We start from the raw sequence: 17,111 nt of genomic DNA on the forward strand, positions 1-17,111 counted from the left end.
TCAGTGATGGTGATGCCAGTTGCCGTCGCCCGACTCGAGGAAGGATTTCACGGCGTCCGGGTTGCCGGTCGCATGGCGGCGCACTTCGCCGCAGCCGCAGATGCCCTGGTAAGGCTGGATGTGCGAGCAGGCCGAGACTTTCTGCAGGAAGACGGTGACGTTCTTGGCGCACTTGGCGCATTTGAAGGTGAGGGTGCGGGCGGGTTTCATGTTATCGATCAGGTCCGGGATGCAAAGGGCGTCATTGTACAACGGCGCATCCCGGCACCGTTACGTCCCGACGCTCACCGCGCTGCTTCCGCCGCCCGTGGGTCTCACCTGGATCTTGGCCGCGATCCGCTCCGTCATTTCCTGCACGTGCGAGATCACGCCCACTTTCCGGCCCATCGACTGCAGGGCGTCGAGCGCGTCCATCGCGACGCCGAGGGTGTCGCTGTCGAGCGATCCGAAACCTTCGTCGATGAACAGCGACTCGACCCGCACCCGGTTCGAGGACAGCGAAGCCAGGCCCAGGGCCAGCGCCAGCGAGACCAGGAAGGATTCGCCGCCCGAGAGCGAATTGACCGAGCGGATTTCGCCGCCCATGTCCTGGTCGCGCACCATCAATGCCAATGAAGGCGCGCCGGCATTGTCGACGCGCTCCAGGCGGTAGCGCCGCGCCAGCTGGTTCAGGTGGCTGTTGGCGTAGCCGAGCAGGACGTCGAGCGTGAACTGCTGGGCGTAGTTGCGGAATTTCTTGCCGTCGGCCGATCCGATCAGCTCGGACAAGCGTCCCCAGCGCGCCTCGATCGCCTGCTGGCGCTCGATCTCGGCCAGCATCGATTGCGCCTTGATGCGCCGCTCGTCGTCCTGCGCCGCCTGCAGGCGCAGGCTGGTTGCCCGCTCGTGTACGGCGCTGCGTTCTTCCAGCACCGCTTCCAGCGCGTCGGCGACCGCAGCGCCGTCCTGCATGGCGCCATCCGGGGCTGCGCTTTGTTCGTGCAGGTCGCGCTGGGTCTTGCGCTCGGCCAGCACGGCGGCCGCCTTGGCCAGTGCCGCATCCAGGTCCGCCAGGGCCGCGCGTTCCTGGGCCAGCCAGGCGGCGCCGACCCCCAGCAGACTCGCCAGCTGCGCCTGGTTCTCGACCGCTTCCAGGTCGCCGTGGTGGGCGGCGTAGTCTTCGATCCAGTCGGCCAGGCGCGCGGCGGCGTCCCGCGCATCGTCCTGCAAGGCGCCGATGCGCTCCTGGGCCTGGACGAGCGTGGTGCGCACACGCGTTTCGCGCTGGGCCGCTTCGCCGGCGGCGGCCTGGCGCGCGGCCAGGGTTTCGCGGGCGCCCGTCACGGCCTGGCGCAGGCTGTGTTCGACCTCGCCCACGGCGCGCCCTTCGAACAGGGCGGCACGGGCGGCGCGCCGTTCGCGCAGCTCGGCTTCGCTGCGGGCACAGGCCTCCATCGCGGCGGCGGCGGCGCTTGCCGCATGCTCGGCGCGCACGGCCGCTTCGCGCTGCGCGGACGCCAGGGACGCCAGGGCGGCGCGCTGTTCGGCCAACTGCGCCGACTGCGCCGTCCACGCCTTGGCTTCGGCCGCGCGCGCCGCATGCCACTGGACGGGATTGCGGCGCCACAGGGTTTGCCAGCCGTCTCCGGCGGCGTCGACCAGTACGGGGTCGAGCTCGGCCAGGACGGCGGCCAGCGAAGCGCGCTCACGTTCGAGCTGGGCGCTCAAGGTCTTGTGTTCGGCCTCCAGCGTGCCCAGTGCGGCCTGTGCCTTGTGGGCGGCATCGCGCAGGCGCAGCTGTTCGGCGGTGGCGGCCTCGAAGCTGGCCTGGGCCGTCTCGCGTGCCTGCATCGCGCGCCGGGCCGTCTGCTGGCGCGCCTCGACGGCGAGCAGGGCCTCGCGCACGGCGGACATCTGCGCCTCGAACCAGGGCTGGCGCTCGCCGGCCGGCGGGGCTTCGGCCGAGACCGGGTTGGCGCCCCAGGCGCCCTCGAGTTCGGCGAGGTCGGCACCCAGGACCACACGCTCCGCGGCGAGCGCATGCAGGCGTTCGCCGTTCGACGCGAACTCGGCACGCCGCGTCGCCTGGTCCGACAGGTTGCGCTGGACGTCGGCGCGGCGCTCGGCGACCTGGGTGCGCAGCAGGTCGAAGACGGCATGCAGGCGCGCGTCCTGATGGGCATACGGGTGGACTTCGCTGCCGCAGACCGGGCAGGGTTCGCCATCGGCCAGCGCTTCGCGCAAGGCTTCGACATTATCGGCGCAGGCCAGTTCGGCGGCGTTCAAGGCCTGTTCCGCCTGGGCGGCGGCGCCGGCCAGCGCAGGCTCGGCGGCGACGGCCGCCGCCAGCTGGGCTTCGGCGGCGCTGCGCGCGGCGCGCGTGCGTTCGAGGTCGGCGTCGACCCGGGCCAGGTGCTCGCGCGCCGTGTGCAGGCCTTTCGCCAGGCGCACGGCGGCGGCCAGCTGTTCGCGCCGCGCGTCCAGGCGCTGGCGTTCCTCCGCCAGTGCGTCCGGATCGACGCCGGCCAGCGCCGTGGCCGCGGCCTGGCGCGCCGCCTCGAGTTCGGCGATGCGTGCCGTCGCCCGTGCGGCGGCCTCCTGCGCAGCCTGCGCGGTGGCGGCCGCGTTCACGCGTGCGCGCTCGGCCCTGGCCAGCGCGGCCAGGTTCTGCTCTTCCAGCGCGGCGGCCTGCGCGGCCTGCATGAACAGCTTGTCCCAGCGCGGCCATTGGCTGGCCAGGGCTTCGTGCCTGGCGTAGGTGGCGAGCCAGGCGGCGCTGCGCGTTTCGGCCTCGCGCGTCTGCGCGAGGCGGCTCTCGGCATCGAGCAGCAGGGCGCGCGTTCGGACGACTTGCGCCGCCGTCTCGTCGCGTCGCGCCGCGAGTTGCGCATGTGCGCCGGACAGCGTCCCGATCGTCGCGTCGAGCGCCTTGGCCGCATCGAGCCGGGCGGCGGCTTCAAACTGGGCCGCTTCGGCCGACGCCAATGCCAGCGTCGCGGTCTGCACTTCCTGCAGCGCCTGGCGCGCCGCTTCGGCGGCGCGGGCCAGGTCGGCCTGGCCGTTGGCCAGCGTCGCTTCGATCTGCACGCGTTCGGCATCGAGGCGCGCGAGTTCCGCCATCAGCGGCCGCGCCGCCTGCACTTCATCGAGGGTCGCCAGGCGGATGCGGCGTGCGCCGGCGGCGTCGACCTGCGCGCGCGCCTCCTGCAGCAGGCTTTCCGCCTGCGCTTCGCGCTGGCGCAGGCGTTCGCGTTCCTGGTGCCAGCGCAGCTGGGCTTCCAGCAGGGCGCGCCGCACGTCGACCGCCTGCAGCGCGACCTCGGCCGCCGCGCGCCCGGCATCGAGTTCGGCGCGGGCTTCCTGGGCCAGCGGGGTCTGGTCGGCCAGGCGCGAAGTCAGGCGGCGCACCGCATCCTGCTCCTGCTTGTAGCGTTCGTAAGCGCGCTTCGAGATCTCGCTGTAGACGGCGCTGCCGGTCAGGGTTTCGAGCAACTCGCCGCGTTCGTTCTCGTCGGTCTTGAGGAAGGCCGAGAATTCGTTCTGCGCCAGCAGCACCGAGCGCGTGAACTGCTCGAACGACAGGCCGATCCGCGCCGCGATCTCGGCCTGCGCCTCGGTCTTGGTGCCGCCCAAGGCGACTAATTCCGGCAGCCGGTGCAGGGTCATGTTCGAGGCCTGCAGCAGGCCGCTGACCTTGTTGCGCGAGCGCCGTACGCTCCAGCGCGCGCGGTAGTGCACGCCGTCGTTGCCGACGAAATCGACTTCCGCGTGCCCTTCGGCCGCGCCGCGGCGCAGCAGGTTGCGGGCGTCGGTGGTCGACACCGACTCGCCGCCGGCGTCGGGCAGGGCGCCGCGGCTGCTGCGTTGCTGCAGCCGCGGCGTGTTGCCATACAGGGCCAGGCAGAGCGCGTCGAGCAGGGTGCTTTTGCCGGCGCCGGTCGGGCCGCAGATCGCGAACAGGCCCGACGACGCCAGCGGTTCGTCCTCGAAGTCGACGCGGAAATCCCCGGCCAGGGACGCCAGGTTGCGTCCCGAGATACGCAGGATCTTCATGCGCGCTCCGCGTCGCCGGGGAGCATCAGTTCGGCAAAGGCCGTCAACTGTTCGTTCGGTGCCTCTTCGCCGAAGCGCTGCTGCCACAGGCGGCGGAAGATGTCGTCCGGCTGCAGCTGGGCCAACTGGTCGAGCGTCAGGGCGTCGGCACCAATCTCGCGGGTGACCGTCTTGCGGGTCGGTTCGATCTTCGCCAGCCGCACCGGCTTGCCGGCAATGGCCGCCTCCACCTGGGCGCGCAGGCTCGGCTCGGGACCGTCGAGCAGCACCCGCACTTCCAGGTAGGGCCGGCATTGCGGCGGCAGCCCGGGGTCGAGGTCGAGCGCCTCCAGGGCGGCCAGCACTTCCGGCAGCGGCGCCGGTTTCGACGGCACGCGCAGCAGCTCGACCGCGCGCGGCACCAGCAGCGGCGTGACCTCCTTCGCCACCGGGCCGTCGAGGTCGATGCGCAAGACCTGGTGCTGGTAGCCGACTTCGGCGAACGACAGCGGCAGCGGGCTGCCCGAATAGCGCAGATGGTCCTTCTTGCCGACGCGCTGGGCCAGGTGCAGGTGGCCGAGGGCCGCATAGGCGATGGCGGGATCGAACATCGAGGCCGGCAGCGCCTCGGTGCCGCCGATGACGATGCGGCGCTCGGAGTCGATCGAGGACTGGCCGTCGACCATGTGGCAGTGGCCCATGGCCAGGATCGCCTGCTGCGGTTCACGGCGCGACTGCGCCAGCGCGAAGGCCTGCTGGTAGAGCAGGGCGATGCCGTTCAGGTAGGCGTCGCCTTCGACCTCCGCCTTCGGCACGTCGCCCGGACGCAGGAAAGGCACGCCCAGGCACCAGGCTTTCACTTCCCCGGATTTGTCGTGCAGCGGCACGATCAGGCGTTCGAGGTCGATCGCGCCGTCGCGCCCGCGCACCACGTTGCCGATCACCACCGTGCCGTGGGCTTCGAGCAGCGGTCCCGGCGCTTCCAGCCGGCCTGGCGAATCGTGGTTGCCGGCGATGACGACGATCTGCAGCTGCGGCGCGCGCGCTTTCGCCCGCTGCAGGAACCCGTACAGCTGGCGCTGGGCGGCGGACGAGGGATTGGCGTTGTCGAAAATGTCGCCCGCGATCAGGAGCGCGTCGGCCTCTTCTTCTACGATGGTGTCGAGCAGCCAGTCGAGGAAGCACTGGTGTTCGTAGGTCCGGTCGTAATTGTGCAGAGTCTGGCCGAGGTGCCAGTCGGAAGTGTGCAACAGCCGCATGCGGAAATCGATCAAGGGGAGGTGGGGACGGCTGCACTATAGCGCAGCTGGTCCGCGCGTTCAAAAAAATTCCGGGGGGCCACGCGCCGGTGCGCGAAACCTCATTAGAATATTTACATGAGCGACATTATCCTCTCGATCGGCGCCGCCCGCGCCCTGCACCTCGCTGCCCAGGGCTTGCTGCAACCGCGCCGGCGCAAGGCGGTCAAGGACGATGTGCTGGACACCATCCGCCGCATGGGCGTGTTGCAAATCGACACGATCAACGTCGTCGCGCGCAGTCCCTATCTGGTGCTGTGGAGCCGGCTCGGCGATTACCCGGGCGCATGGCTGGACGAGTTGTTGGCGGAAGGCAAGCTCTTCGAATACTGGGCGCACGAGGCCTGCTTCATCCCGCGCGAGGATTACGGCCTGTATCGCCACCGCATGCTCGACCCGAGCGCGATGGGCTGGAAGTATTCCGCGACCTGGATGCGCGAGCGCGCCGGTGAAGTCGCCGCGCTGCTGGCCCATATCCGCACCCATGGCCCGGTGCGCTCGTCCGACTTCGAACGCAGCGACGGCAAGGCGGCAGGCTGGTGGGAGTGGAAGCCGGAGAAGCGCTCGCTGGAAGTCCTGTTTACCTCGGGCGCCCTGATGATCGCGCGCCGCCACAATTTCCAGCGCGTCTACGACCTGGCCGAACGCGTGCACCCGGAATGGGACGATACGCGGATGCCGTCCCTGGCGCAGGTTCAGCGCAGCTTCGCCTTGCGGGCGGTGAAAGCGCTGGGCGTCGCGCGCGCCGCCTGGGTTCCCGACTACCACCGCACGCGGCGTCCGCACGTCGACCTCGCGCAGCTGGCGGACGAAGGCCTGCTGCTGCGCGCCCGGGTCACGGGCTGGGACGACCCGGTCTACCTCCACCCCGACCACGCCGGACTGGCGCAACAGGCGGCAGACGGTGCGCTGGCACCGACCCTGAGCACCATCCTCTCTCCCTTCGATCCCGTGGTCTGGGACCGGCGCCGCGCCCTGGAACTGTTCGGCTTCGACTACCGCCTCGAGTGCTACACGCCGGCCGCCAAACGGCGCTACGGCTATTTCACCTTGCCGGTGCTGCGCCGCGGCGCCCTGGTCGCGCGCGTCGACGCCAAGGCGCACCGGCGCGACGGCGTATTCGAAGTCAAGGCCGTGTTCTTCGAGCCCGGCGTGCGCGCCAGCGATGCGCTGCTGCGCGATGTGGCCGGGGCGCTGCAGCGCTGCGCGCGCTGGCACGGATGCCCGAAGCTGCGCATCGTGCGCAGCGAGCCGGCCTCGCTCGACGCGCGCCTCGGCGAACTGCTCGGCAGCGAAGCGGTCGCGGCGGCCGCATGATCCTGCCGCCGGCCCCGTCGAATGCCGTCGGCCCGGACGGGCTGCCGCGCTTCGGCCGCTACCAGGGGCTGGCCGGTGCCCCGGACTGGGCGCAACTGGCCGCACCCCATGCGCGGCCTTCCCTGTGGCGGCGCCTGCATCACAAGCGCTGGCATTTCGTCGCCCTCGTCACCGATGAGCTGTTCTGCGGCGTGGCGATCGTCGATATCGGCTGGAGCAATACCGCCTTTGCCTACGTGTTCGACCGCGCCGGGCGCCGCGTCCTTGCCGCATTTTCTCCGCTGGGCGTAGCGGGCCTCACGGCCGCGGTCGGGGCCACGGTGGCCGAAGGTGCGCGGTTTACGATGCCGGGCCGGCAGGTTGCGATCGAAGGGGCGGGCGAGCACGGCCATCGGCTGCGGCTGCGCGCCGGGCGCTTTCGCATCGACGCCGCCTACGCGGGCGAGGGGCCGCGCCTGCTGGCGATCGGCCCCGTGTTCGACGGCGGCAGCGTGCACAGCACCCAGAAGTCGCCGGGACTGGCGCTGGAAGGGACGCTCGAAGCCGGCGGGCGCCGTTATTCCCTCGACGGCGGGATGGCCAGCTACGACTTCTCGAACGGTCTGCTGGGGCGCCGCACGGCCTGGCGCTGGATCTCGGCGCACGGCGGCCGGATCGGCTTCAATCTGCAGGCCGGCTATTTCGGCGACGCCGAAAATGCGCTCTGGCTGGACGGTGCATTGCTTCCGCTTGGGCATGTCGAGGTGGGAATCGAGCCTGGCGGCTGCTGGATGCTGCGCACCGCCGACGGCCTGCTCGACCTGCGCTTCACGCCGGAGGGCACTCGGGATGACAATAAGCAATTGCTGATTGCAAGCAGCAACATGCGCCAGCATGTGGGTCGTTTCGACGGCTGGGTGCGGGCGGCGCCGGATGCGCCACGGCATGCCGTAACCGGGCTCGCGGGCCTGGCCGAGGACTACCGCGCACGCTGGTAAACCGTAACGCATGGCGCTTTCGCCGGTTGACGTTTGGCGCTCAGCAGCCTAGGCGGAGTTTGATCAATATCAAACCCGCACCCCAGCCGCTCCTTACACTACTAGTTCCTTCAGGCTGAAGAGAAGAAAAATCATCCGCCTCAGCCTGTCCAAAACCAATGTCCAGCCACGCCGTGTTCCCCTGCGGAGCATGCGCTTGCGTTGACGACGCCGAGAGGAGACTGAATGCTTACCGCGACCTACACCCTCGTTGCGCTTTCCGTGGAACAAACCAGCATGCGGGTCAGCCTGCATGCCGTGCAACAGCTCGTACAGAAAAGCTATGCCCGCCAGAGTGCGCTGACCGAGGGTCAGGCCGATTACGTTTGCGATACCTTGCGCCGGCTCTACGAAAGCTGCCAGGGCCGCAAGCTCGACCGTTTCCTGTTGCCGGCACTGCGCCGCGCCGGCGCCGGGGCCGAGCCTCTGCTGTGCGAGCTCGACATGCTCAGCCGCAGCGCGGCCGAGGCGCTGGGCACCGCCTGCCGCCTGGCTGCGGGAAGCATCAACGACGAGGAGGGCGTCGATGCCTTCTGCCTGGCGGTCGAGCGTTTCTGCGTGGCGCTCGAACTGCGCTTCGATCGCGAGGAGCGCGAGCTGTTTCCGATTGCGCGCGCGGCCATCGCCGGCGAGGCCTGGTTTGCCGTGGCGAACCAGATGCTGGCCTATGACGCCTACCGCGAAGAGCACCGCGGACGGGCACCGCCGCCGGCCCACCGCCCCGTCCGCGCCGAGCATACTCATCGGCAAGGTCCGCCGGTCTCCCACGTGCACTAATCCCGTTGCCGCCGGGGACGCCACAAAAAAACCCGCATCGTTCTTTGCTATGATGGGGGTTTTGGAAGTGCGATTTCATCATGTTCGAATTCCTTTTCAAGCGTCAGGGCGATAAATCGGGCAATGGACGCGGCGCGCAAACCGACGCGCCGTCCCGCTCGGCCAAGGCGGCAGCGGCCCCTGGCGACCCGGACGGCAAGTCGAAGGAAGGCGCGCCCGCAGGCACGGCCGGGGCGCGTCCCCCTTCGCCCGTCCGCGAGCAGCAGGCCCAGCAGCTGAAAATGCTGGACGGCGATGAATCGCGCGCAGTGGACTTCATCCTCGGCTGCGAATTTTCCGAACTCCGCCTCTCCGCGGCCGAGCTGGTGCACAGCCGCGCCGCGCTCGAGCGCGTGCACACGGCCATGCGCAACCTCGACCGCCGCGTTGCCAAGCTGATGCAGTCGCGCCTGGATGCGATCCGCCACCACGACGCCGAACTGGCGCGCGGCCAGGCCACCCTGGAACAGGCGCGCGCCTTGCTGGCGGACGCCCACCTGACGCCCAACCAGGTGGCCGATCTCGACCGTAAATGGGCCGTGATCGCCGCCCCCGAACTGACGGACGCATTCACGCCCGTGCGTGCCGAGCTCGGCGCCCGCCTGGAAGCCCAGGTGCAGCTGCAACGCGCCATGATCGACCGCCTGGGCGCCCTGCGCCGGCTGGAGACGGCTGGCCTGAATGCAGCCGACATGGCCGGCAGCCTGGAAGGAATGCTGGCCGAGCAGGCCGCAGCGCTGGCCGCACCCGAGCATGCCTCGCTGCCGCGTGCGCTGGTGGCGGAATTCGCCTCCGAGCATGCGCGCCTGTCCGCGATGCTCGCCACGCTCGAACAATCGCAGGCGGCCCTGGCCGCGCGCGAGGCGGCGCTCGCCGAATGGCAGGCGCAGCCGGTTGCCGAATTGAGCGCCGAGACCCTGCGCAAATCCTGGCAAAAGCTGCCGCCGCTGCCCGAAGGCGCGGCGGCGAGCGAGCTGCAGTCGCGCTTCGATGCGCTGCTGGCCAGTTTGCCCCAGCCGGTGCATAAATCGGCCCGATCGCCGGCCCCGGCTGCCGCGAGCAGCGACGCTGCGGCAGCCGACGCGCACGCCGCCCGTCCCCCCAAAGCCACGAAGGGCGCCGACCAGTCCTTCCTCGACAACATGGATGCGCTGGAAGCCGCCCTGCAGCAGGGCTCGCTTGCCCACGCGGCCGAACTCGACAAGGCGCTGAAAGAGACCAAGAGCAAGGGCATTCGTCTGACCGGCCCGCAGGCCGACCGCCTGGCCCATTTGCGCGCCGAACTGAAGCGCCTGTCGGACTGGGCGCGCTGGGGCGGCAATGTCTCGCGCGAAGAACTGATCAAGACGGTCGAAGGCCTGCCGACGCAAAACCTGGCGATGGCGGAGCTGGCGAAGAAGGTCGGCAGCATGCGCGAGCGCTGGAAGGCGCTCGACAGCCTGTCCGGCGCGGCGCCGAAAAGCCTGTGGGAACGCTTCGACCACGCCTGCACGGTGGCCTATGCCCCGGCCGCGGCCCATTTCAAACACCTGGCCGACGAGCGCCATGCGAATGCGGCGAAGGGCGAAGCCATCGTCGCCGAGGCCCAGGCCGAGATCGCGCGCCTGGAATCGGGCGAAGCCGACTGGAAGCACGTCGCCGGCACGGTGCAGCGCCTGCGCCTGGCCTGGAGCCACCTGGGCGCAATCGACCGCAAGGACAAGAAGCGCCTGGACCAGTTGTTCGGCGCCGCGCTGACCACGCTGCAGGGCCCGCTGGAAGAGCAGCGCAAGATGGAAGTGGCGGGGCGCGAGGAACTGATCGACGAAGTGCTCGCCATCGATCCGCACGACCGGCACGCGGTCGACCACCTGCGCGACATCCAGGCGCGCTGGCAGGAACATGCGCGCGCGCTGCCGCTCGAACGCAAGGCCGAGCAGGCGCTGTGGCAGCGTTTCCGCGCCGCCTGCGACGACCTGTTCGCCCGGCGCAAGGAAACCGCGCACGCGCTCGACGCCGAGCGCCGCGCCCACGAAGCGGCCAAGGAAGCGATCAGCGCACGCCTGGAAGCGGCCGCGCCGGAGGCCACCGCGGCCAGCGCCGGAAAACTGCTGCGCGAAGCGGCGGCCGAATGGCATGCGATCGGGCCCGTACCACGTGCGCACGAGGCGCGGGTCGAGAAGCGCTACCACGAGGCCGTGGCCAAGGTGCAGCACCACGCCGACCTGTCGCGCCGCGCCGCCGGCCTGGCGCTGGCCGGCGCCCTGCGCGACAAGCTGCGCGCCGTCCAGGAACTCGAGGATTCCCTGGCCCAGCCGGACCAGCCGGTCTCGAGCGCCGACTGGCGCGCGCGCTGGGCTGCGCTGCTGGCGGCCGGTCCCGAATACGATCCGGTGCTGGACGCCCGTTTCGAGGCGGCCCTGAACGCCCTCGATACCGACCGCGCCGGCTATGCGCGCCTGCTCGAAGCCAACCGGCCGACCCTGCTCGGCGAACTGCTGCGCCAGGAAGTCGCAGCCGGCATCGACAGCGGCGCCGAGTTCGCGCGCGACCGCCTGAAACTCCAGGTCGAGGCCTTGCAGTCGACCCTCAAGGCAGGCAACAAGCCGGCCGGGCGCCATACCGCCTTGCACGCGCTCTGCGCGCTGCCGGCACTGGTCGACGAACGGACGGCGCTGCGTATCGATCAGCTCCTGATGCGCACGGCACGGGAGGGAAAATGAGCGAGGTGAGAGTGCAGGCCGGGGACTTCGACCTCGGCCGGGAACTGGCGCGCCTGCGCGAAGGCGACGCGCGCGTCGGCGCCGTGGTCAGCTTCGTCGGCACCGTGCGCGACATGAACGACGGTGCATCGGTCTCCGAGATGGAGCTGGAACACTATCCGGGCATGACCGAGCGCGCGCTGGAAGCCATCGTGGCCCAGGCGCAGGAGCGCTGGCCGCTCTACAACGCGCTGGTGATCCACCGCGTCGGCCCGCTGGCGCCGCTCGAGCAGATCGTGCTGGTGGCGGTGAGCGCCGCGCACCGCGGCGAAGCCTTCGCCGCCTGCGAATTCATCATCGACTATCTGAAAACCGACGCCCCGTTCTGGAAGAAGGAGCAGACGCCCGAGGGCGCGCGCTGGGTCGATGCGCGCATCAGCGACGACAGCGCCAAGGCCAAGTGGGTGACCGCTTGAGCTGGCTGGCAGTCGGCGCAGGCGCCGCGCTCGGCGCCTGGCTGCGCTGGGGCCTGGGCATGTGGCTGACCAATGTCCACGCCCAGGTGCAGGCCGGCACACTGGCGGCCAATCTGGTCGGCGGCTACCTGATCGGCATCGCGGTGGGTTTTTTCAGCGCCAGCCCGCACCTGAACCCCGAATGGCGGCTGTTCATCGTCACCGGCTTCCTCGGCGGCCTGACGACTTTCTCCAGCTTCTCCGCCGAATCGGTGGGACTGATGCAGCGCGGCGACTACGGCTGGGCGCTGGCGCATACGCTGCTGCACCTGGGCGGGTCGATCCTGCTGTGCGTGGCCGGCTTCGCGACCTGGCGCGCGCTACGCGGCTGATCCGAACCCGGTTGCTGGGTGGTCCCGACGCCACCCTGCGCACCGCACGGTATCACCAGCCGATACTCCTGCAGTTTCTCAATCATCCAGTGATTCGCCATGCTAGACTTTCTGCCGGACAACTAACGGGAGCCCGCCATGACCACTGTTCAACGACCGACCGCCGCCTTCGTCGGCGCATCCTGGGCCGCGCTCTTCATCGGCGCCTGTGCTTTCCTGATCGGTCTCTGGAACGCGCAGATGGCGCTCAACGAGAAAGGTTATTACCTGACCTTGTTGCTGTATGGCCTGTTCGCTTCGGTCTCGCTGCAAAAATCAGTGCGCGACCGCAGCGAGGGGATCGCGGTCACCGGGATGTATTTCATGCTGTGCTGGGTCTCGCTGTGCGCCGTCATCCTGCTGCTGGCCGTCGGTCTCTGGAATGCGAGCTTGCAGCCGAGCGAGAAGGGCTTCTACGCGATGTCGTTCTTGCTGAGCTTGTTCGCCGTGGTGGCGGTACAGAAGAACGCGCGCGACCTGGGCGGAAAGGCTGCGCAGGTCCAGGCCGACTACACCTGAACCGCCAAGGCTGGCAAAGCTGGGCGCGCCCGTCAACGCGGGTTCTCCAGGCGCGTCGCCGCTTCGAGTTCCTTCATCCAGTTTTCCTGCATCGGTCTCGATCCGCCGAGTTCGGCTGCGCCTGCCTGTGTCTGGGTGGTGAGCAACTGGAGGAATAAGGTGAGGTATCGCATGGCTCCGTGAATGTTGCAGGAAAGCATGAATTTACCACTGTCTTGCGCATCTTGAAATGTGTCGCGGCACCCCAATTTTATTTCCTAGTCAAGAACACTCACTAGGGAGTACAACATGCGGCAAGACAAATTGACGACCAAGCTCCAGGAAGCGCTGGCGGATGCGCAGAGCCTGGCGGTCGGCAACGACAACCAATACATCGAACCCGTGCACCTGCTGGTCGCCCTGCTGAACCAGGACGACGGCAGCGCCCGTTCGCTGCTGCAGCGGGCCGGCGTGAATGTCGGCGCCCTGACCAATGCGCTGAAAAATTCCTTCGAACGCCTGCCGAAAGTCTCCGGCACCGGCGGCGAGACCCAGGTGGGGCGCGATCTCGTTTCGCTGCTCAACCTCGCTGACCGCGAATCGCAGAAGCGCGGCGACCAGTTCCTGTCGAGCGAGATGGTGCTGCTGGCGCTGACCGAGGATAAATCCGACGCCGGCCGCCTGGCGCGCGAGCACGGCCTGGCCCGTAAATCGCTCGAATCGGCCATCCTGGCGGTGCGCGGCGGCGAGAACGTGAATTCGCAGGATGCCGAAGGGCAGCGCGAGGCGCTGAAAAAATACACGCTCGACCTGACCGAGCGGGCGCGCCTCGGCAAGCTCGACCCCGTGATCGGCCGCGACGACGAGATCCGGCGTGCGATCCAGGTCCTGCAGCGCCGTACCAAGAACAATCCGGTGCTGATCGGCGAGCCGGGCGTCGGCAAGACGGCGATCGTCGAAGGCCTGGCCCAGCGCATCGTGAACGGCGAGGTGCCCGATTCCCTGAAGGGCAAGCGCGTGCTGTCGCTCGACATGGCGGCCCTGCTGGCCGGCGCCAAGTTCCGCGGCGAGTTCGAGGAGCGGCTGAAATCGGTGCTGAAGGAACTGGCCCAGGACGAGGGCCAGACCATCGTCTTCATCGACGAGATCCACACCATGGTCGGCGCCGGCAAGGCGGAGGGCGCGATGGATGCGGGGAACATGCTCAAGCCGGCCCTGGCGCGCGGCGAGCTGCACTGCGTCGGCGCGACCACGCTCGACGAATACCGTAAATATGTCGAGAAGGACGCCGCCCTCGAGCGCCGCTTCCAGAAGATCATGGTCGACGAGCCGAGCGTCGAGGCGACGATCGCCATCCTGCGCGGCCTGCAGGAGAAGTACGAGCTGCACCACAAGGTAGAAATTACCGACGCCGCCATCATCGCCGCGGCCGAGCTGTCGCACCGCTACATCAGCGACCGCTTCCTGCCGGACAAGGCGATCGACCTGATCGACGAGGCGGCCTCGAAGATCAAGATCGAGATCGACTCCAAGCCGGAAGTCATGGACAAGCTCGAACGCCGCCTGATCCAGCTGAAGATCGAGCGCGAAGCAGTGCGCAAGGAGACCGACGAGGCCTCGCTGCGCCGCCTGGAACTGATCGGCGAGGAAATCGCCCGTCTCGAGCGCGAGTACAACGACTACGAGGAAATCCTGAAGGCGGAAAAGGCGGCTGTGCAGGGCACGACCCACATCAAGGAAGAGATCGAGCGCATCCGCCACCAGATGGAGGAAGCCAAGCGCCAGTCGAACTGGCAGCAGGTCTCGGAGCTGCAGTACGGGCGCCTGCCGGAACTCGAGGCGCAACTGAAGCATGCGGAGGAAGCTGCGAACCAGACCGATGGTGAAGCCGAAAAGCCGAAGCTGCTGCGTACCCAGGTCGGCGCCGAAGAGATCGCCGAAGTGGTCTCGCGAGCAACCGGCATCCCGGTCTCGCGCATGATGCAGGGCGAGCGCGACAAGCTGCTGCACATCGAGGAAAAGCTGCACGAGCGCGTGGTCGGCCAGGACGAGGCGATCGAGGCGGTGTCGGACGCGATCCGCCGCTCGCGCGCCGGCCTGTCGGACCCGAACCGCCCCTACGGTTCCTTCATGTTCCTCGGCCCGACCGGCGTCGGCAAGACGGAACTGTGCAAGGCCCTGGCTTCGTTCCTGTTCGATACCGAGGAATCGATGATCCGCATCGACATGAGCGAATTCATGGAGAAGCATTCGGTTGCCCGCCTGATCGGCGCGCCGCCGGGCTATGTCGGCTACGAGGAGGGTGGTTATCTCACGGAAGCCGTGCGCAGGAAGCCGTACAGCGTGATCCTGCTCGACGAGATCGAGAAGGCGCACCAGGACGTGTTCAACGTGCTGCTGCAGGTGCTCGACGACGGCCGCATGACCGACGGCCAGGGCCGCACCGTGGATTTCAAGAACACGGTGATCGTCATGACCTCGAACCTGGGTTCCCACAAGATCCAGTCGATGGACACCGACGAGCCGGCGGTGGTGAAGATGGCCGTGATGGCCGAGGTGCGCGGACACTTCCGTCCGGAGTTCATCAACCGGATCGACGATATTGTCGTGTTCCACGCGCTCGACGAGAAGAACATCGGCGCGATCGCGAAGATCCAGCTGCGCAGCCTGGAAGAGCGGCTCGCCAAGATGGAGATGGCGCTCGACATCGACGACGAGGCCCTGCAGAAAATCGCGGAAGCCGGCTTCGACCCGGTGTATGGCGCACGCCCGCTCAAGCGCGCAATCCAGCAGCAGATCGAGAATCCGCTGTCGAAGGCGATCCTGTCGGGCCGCTTCGGGCCGAAGGACACGATTCCGGTGCGCGTGCGGCACGGCCAGCTGGTGTTCGGCGAAGAACAGGGCGTGGAGCTGGCGAAGTAAGCCGGTTCCGCGGAAAGGAAGGGGGCGCAGCGATGCGCCCCTTTTTTTTCGTTTGCCGTTGTGTAACGTAGGGTGGGCTCCCGAGCCCACGCGTTGCGGCCTCGCCTGCTACGCGACAGTGTCGCTGTCCGTACCTTGGCGCTGGGCGAAGCAGTGCGAGATGCGGGCGCTGCGACGCGTGGGCTCGAGAGCCCACCCTACGGTGCACTACCGTCAGGTGTAAATACGGGCTCATCGACATTCCCCGCGCCAGCAAACCTTGCTGGTTTTGACTACACTGGTCTTTTTCGTATCTCAACGAACAACACCATGAGCACAACAAGCCTGCGCCAGGACGCGCGCGTGATCGCCCTGGTCGGCGTCTCGCACGGGGTCTCCCACTTCTATCACCTGATCCTGGCCGGCCTGTTCCCCTGGCTGAAGTCGGCGTTCACCCTTTCGTATGCCGAGCTGGGGCTCCTGATGAGCGTGTTCTTCGTCGTCTCCGGCGTCGGCCAGGCCTTGTCGGGCTTCCTGGTCGACCGGGTCGGCGCGCGGCGTGTGCTGTTGTCCGGTCATGCGCTGCTGGGCGCCGGCGCCCTGGTGCTGGCCAGCGCGCCCAACTATGCCATGCTGCTGCTCGGCTCCCTGATCGCCGGCTGCGGCAATGCGGTGTTCCACCCGGCCGGCTATACGCTGCTGAACCAGAACGTCTCGAAGGCGCGCCTGCCGTATGCGTTTTCGATGCACGGCATTTCCGGCAACATCGGCTGGGCGGCCGCGCCCCTGTTCCTGGCGGGCGTGGCCACGCTCTCGAGCTGGCGCGTGGCCCTGCTGGCGGCCTCCGTCATTCCCGCACTGATGCTGCTGACGCTGTTCCTGAACCGCAGCGTGCTGGGGACGAATGCGCCGCCGCAGCCGGGCGCGCAGGCGGCGGGCGGCTCCTTTGGTTTCCTGCGCCTGCCGGCGGTCTGGATGTGCTTCGGCTTCTTTTTCCTCACCTCGGTCGCGCTGGGCGGCATCCAGGCTTTCTCGTCGACCAGCCTGACCTCGCTCTACGCCATTTCGCTGCCGACCGCGGCAACGGCCTACACGACCTTCATGCTGTGCTCGGCGGCAGGGATGGTGGCCGGCGGTTTCCTGGCCGCGCGTGCGCACAACCATGACCGCACGATCGCGGTGTGTTTCCTGTTCGCGGCGGCGCTTGCCCTGCTGTTGTCGGCCTCGATCGTACCGGGGCCGCTGGTGGTGCTGGTGATGGGGGCGATCGGCCTGGCGACCGGCGTGGCCGGGCCCTCGCGCGATCTGCTGATCCGCGCTGCGGCGCCGCCGAACGCCACCGGCCGCGTGTTCGGCGTGGTGTATTCGGGGCTGGACAGCGGCATGGCCGTCGGCCCGGTGCTGTTCGGCATGCTGATGGATGGCGGCCACCCGGCCGGGCTGTTCATCGGCGTGGCCCTGTTCCAGACGCTGGCGATCGCGACCGCGGTGGGCGCCGGCGGCAAGGGGCGGGCGCCGTTGCCGCACAAGGCCTGAGCGTCGGGAGGGCGAAAAAAATGCGGGCCGCGGCCCGCATTTTTTATTCCGTTGCACGCGCTTGCTTGCGCTTCCGGAGCGCCAGGCGGATCAGAGCGAGTTCACCCAGCAGCAAGTGCTTGTCCTCAATATGCCGGGCTCCAGCGCCGGA

Annotated in this window: 13 protein-coding genes; 9 read left to right on the forward strand and 4 right to left on the reverse strand. The window is 68.7% G+C overall.

Features of this window, described 5'->3' with window-relative positions:
* Genes ACI48I_RS06710 through ACI48I_RS06720 form a run of 3 tightly spaced genes read right to left on the reverse strand, consistent with a single transcriptional unit; the run spans nt 1 to nt 5,270 of the window.
* Nucleotides 1-210, reverse strand: coding sequence for a hypothetical protein (locus ACI48I_RS06710; protein WP_193685153.1), 210 nt, complete (start codon nt 208-210; stop codon nt 1-3).
* Between the two features lie 60 nt (nt 211-270).
* The gene (locus tag ACI48I_RS06715) at nt 271-4,032 is read right to left on the reverse strand and encodes an AAA family ATPase (protein WP_498573693.1); all 3,762 of its coding nucleotides are present in this window, start codon (nt 4,030-4,032) and stop codon (nt 271-273) included.
* Nucleotides 4,029-5,270, reverse strand: a complete 1,242-nt coding sequence (locus tag ACI48I_RS06720) for an exonuclease SbcCD subunit D C-terminal domain-containing protein (RefSeq protein ID WP_498573694.1) — start codon at nt 5,268-5,270, stop codon at nt 4,029-4,031. The genes ACI48I_RS06715 and ACI48I_RS06720 overlap by 4 nt, the downstream gene beginning before the upstream one ends.
* Before the next feature lie 117 nt (nt 5,271-5,387).
* Here ACI48I_RS06720 and ACI48I_RS06725 point away from each other — a divergent pair, with 117 nt between their 5' ends.
* From ACI48I_RS06725 to yiaA, 7 genes are all read left to right on the forward strand, one after another.
* Nucleotides 5,388-6,626 (forward strand): winged helix-turn-helix domain-containing protein, encoded by a 1,239-nt coding sequence (locus ACI48I_RS06725; RefSeq protein WP_498573695.1) that lies wholly within the window; start codon nt 5,388-5,390, stop codon nt 6,624-6,626.
* Complete coding sequence (locus ACI48I_RS06730; protein ID WP_498573696.1) at nt 6,623-7,603, forward strand: DUF2804 domain-containing protein; 981 nt, start codon at nt 6,623-6,625, stop codon at nt 7,601-7,603. Before ACI48I_RS06725 ends, ACI48I_RS06730 begins: the two co-directional genes overlap by 4 nt.
* 225 nt (nt 7,604-7,828) lie before the next feature.
* Nucleotides 7,829-8,419 carry a hypothetical protein gene (locus ACI48I_RS06735; protein ID WP_193685158.1) on the forward strand — a complete coding sequence of 197 codons (591 nt, stop codon included), beginning with the start codon at nt 7,829-7,831 and terminating at the stop codon, nt 8,417-8,419.
* An 80-nt stretch (nt 8,420-8,499) separates the two neighbouring features.
* On the forward strand, nt 8,500-11,160 hold the full coding sequence (locus ACI48I_RS06740) for a DUF349 domain-containing protein (protein ID WP_193685159.1): 2,661 nt from the start codon (nt 8,500-8,502) through the stop codon (nt 11,158-11,160).
* Nucleotides 11,157-11,615, forward strand: a complete 459-nt coding sequence (moaE, locus tag ACI48I_RS06745) for a molybdopterin synthase catalytic subunit MoaE (RefSeq protein ID WP_498573697.1) — start codon at nt 11,157-11,159, stop codon at nt 11,613-11,615. The genes ACI48I_RS06740 and moaE overlap by 4 nt, the downstream gene beginning before the upstream one ends.
* Nucleotides 11,612-11,986 (forward strand): fluoride efflux transporter CrcB, encoded by a 375-nt coding sequence (gene crcB / locus ACI48I_RS06750; protein WP_193688999.1) that lies wholly within the window; start codon nt 11,612-11,614, stop codon nt 11,984-11,986. The genes moaE and crcB overlap by 4 nt, the downstream gene beginning before the upstream one ends.
* Nucleotides 11,987-12,124: 138 nt before the next feature.
* Complete coding sequence (gene yiaA, locus ACI48I_RS06755) at nt 12,125-12,544, forward strand: inner membrane protein YiaA (RefSeq protein ID WP_498573698.1); 420 nt, start codon at nt 12,125-12,127, stop codon at nt 12,542-12,544.
* A gap of 32 nt (nt 12,545-12,576) precedes the next feature.
* Here the strand turns inward: yiaA and ACI48I_RS06760 are convergent, their stop codons facing one another.
* Complete coding sequence (locus ACI48I_RS06760; protein WP_498573699.1) at nt 12,577-12,717, reverse strand: hypothetical protein; 141 nt, start codon at nt 12,715-12,717, stop codon at nt 12,577-12,579.
* A 115-nt stretch (nt 12,718-12,832) separates the two neighbouring features.
* On the opposite strand from ACI48I_RS06760, the gene clpB reads away from it, so the two are divergent.
* Nucleotides 12,833-15,445 (forward strand): ATP-dependent chaperone ClpB, encoded by a 2,613-nt coding sequence (gene clpB / locus ACI48I_RS06765; RefSeq protein WP_193685162.1) that lies wholly within the window; start codon nt 12,833-12,835, stop codon nt 15,443-15,445.
* 309 nt (nt 15,446-15,754) lie between these two features.
* Nucleotides 15,755-16,960: an MFS transporter gene (locus ACI48I_RS06770; protein ID WP_193685163.1), complete on the forward strand. Its 1,206-nt coding sequence runs from the start codon at nt 15,755-15,757 to the stop codon at nt 16,958-16,960.
* Nucleotides 16,961-17,111 lie beyond the last annotated feature (151 nt).

This window comes from Massilia sp. LXY-5, from assembly GCF_059801075.1.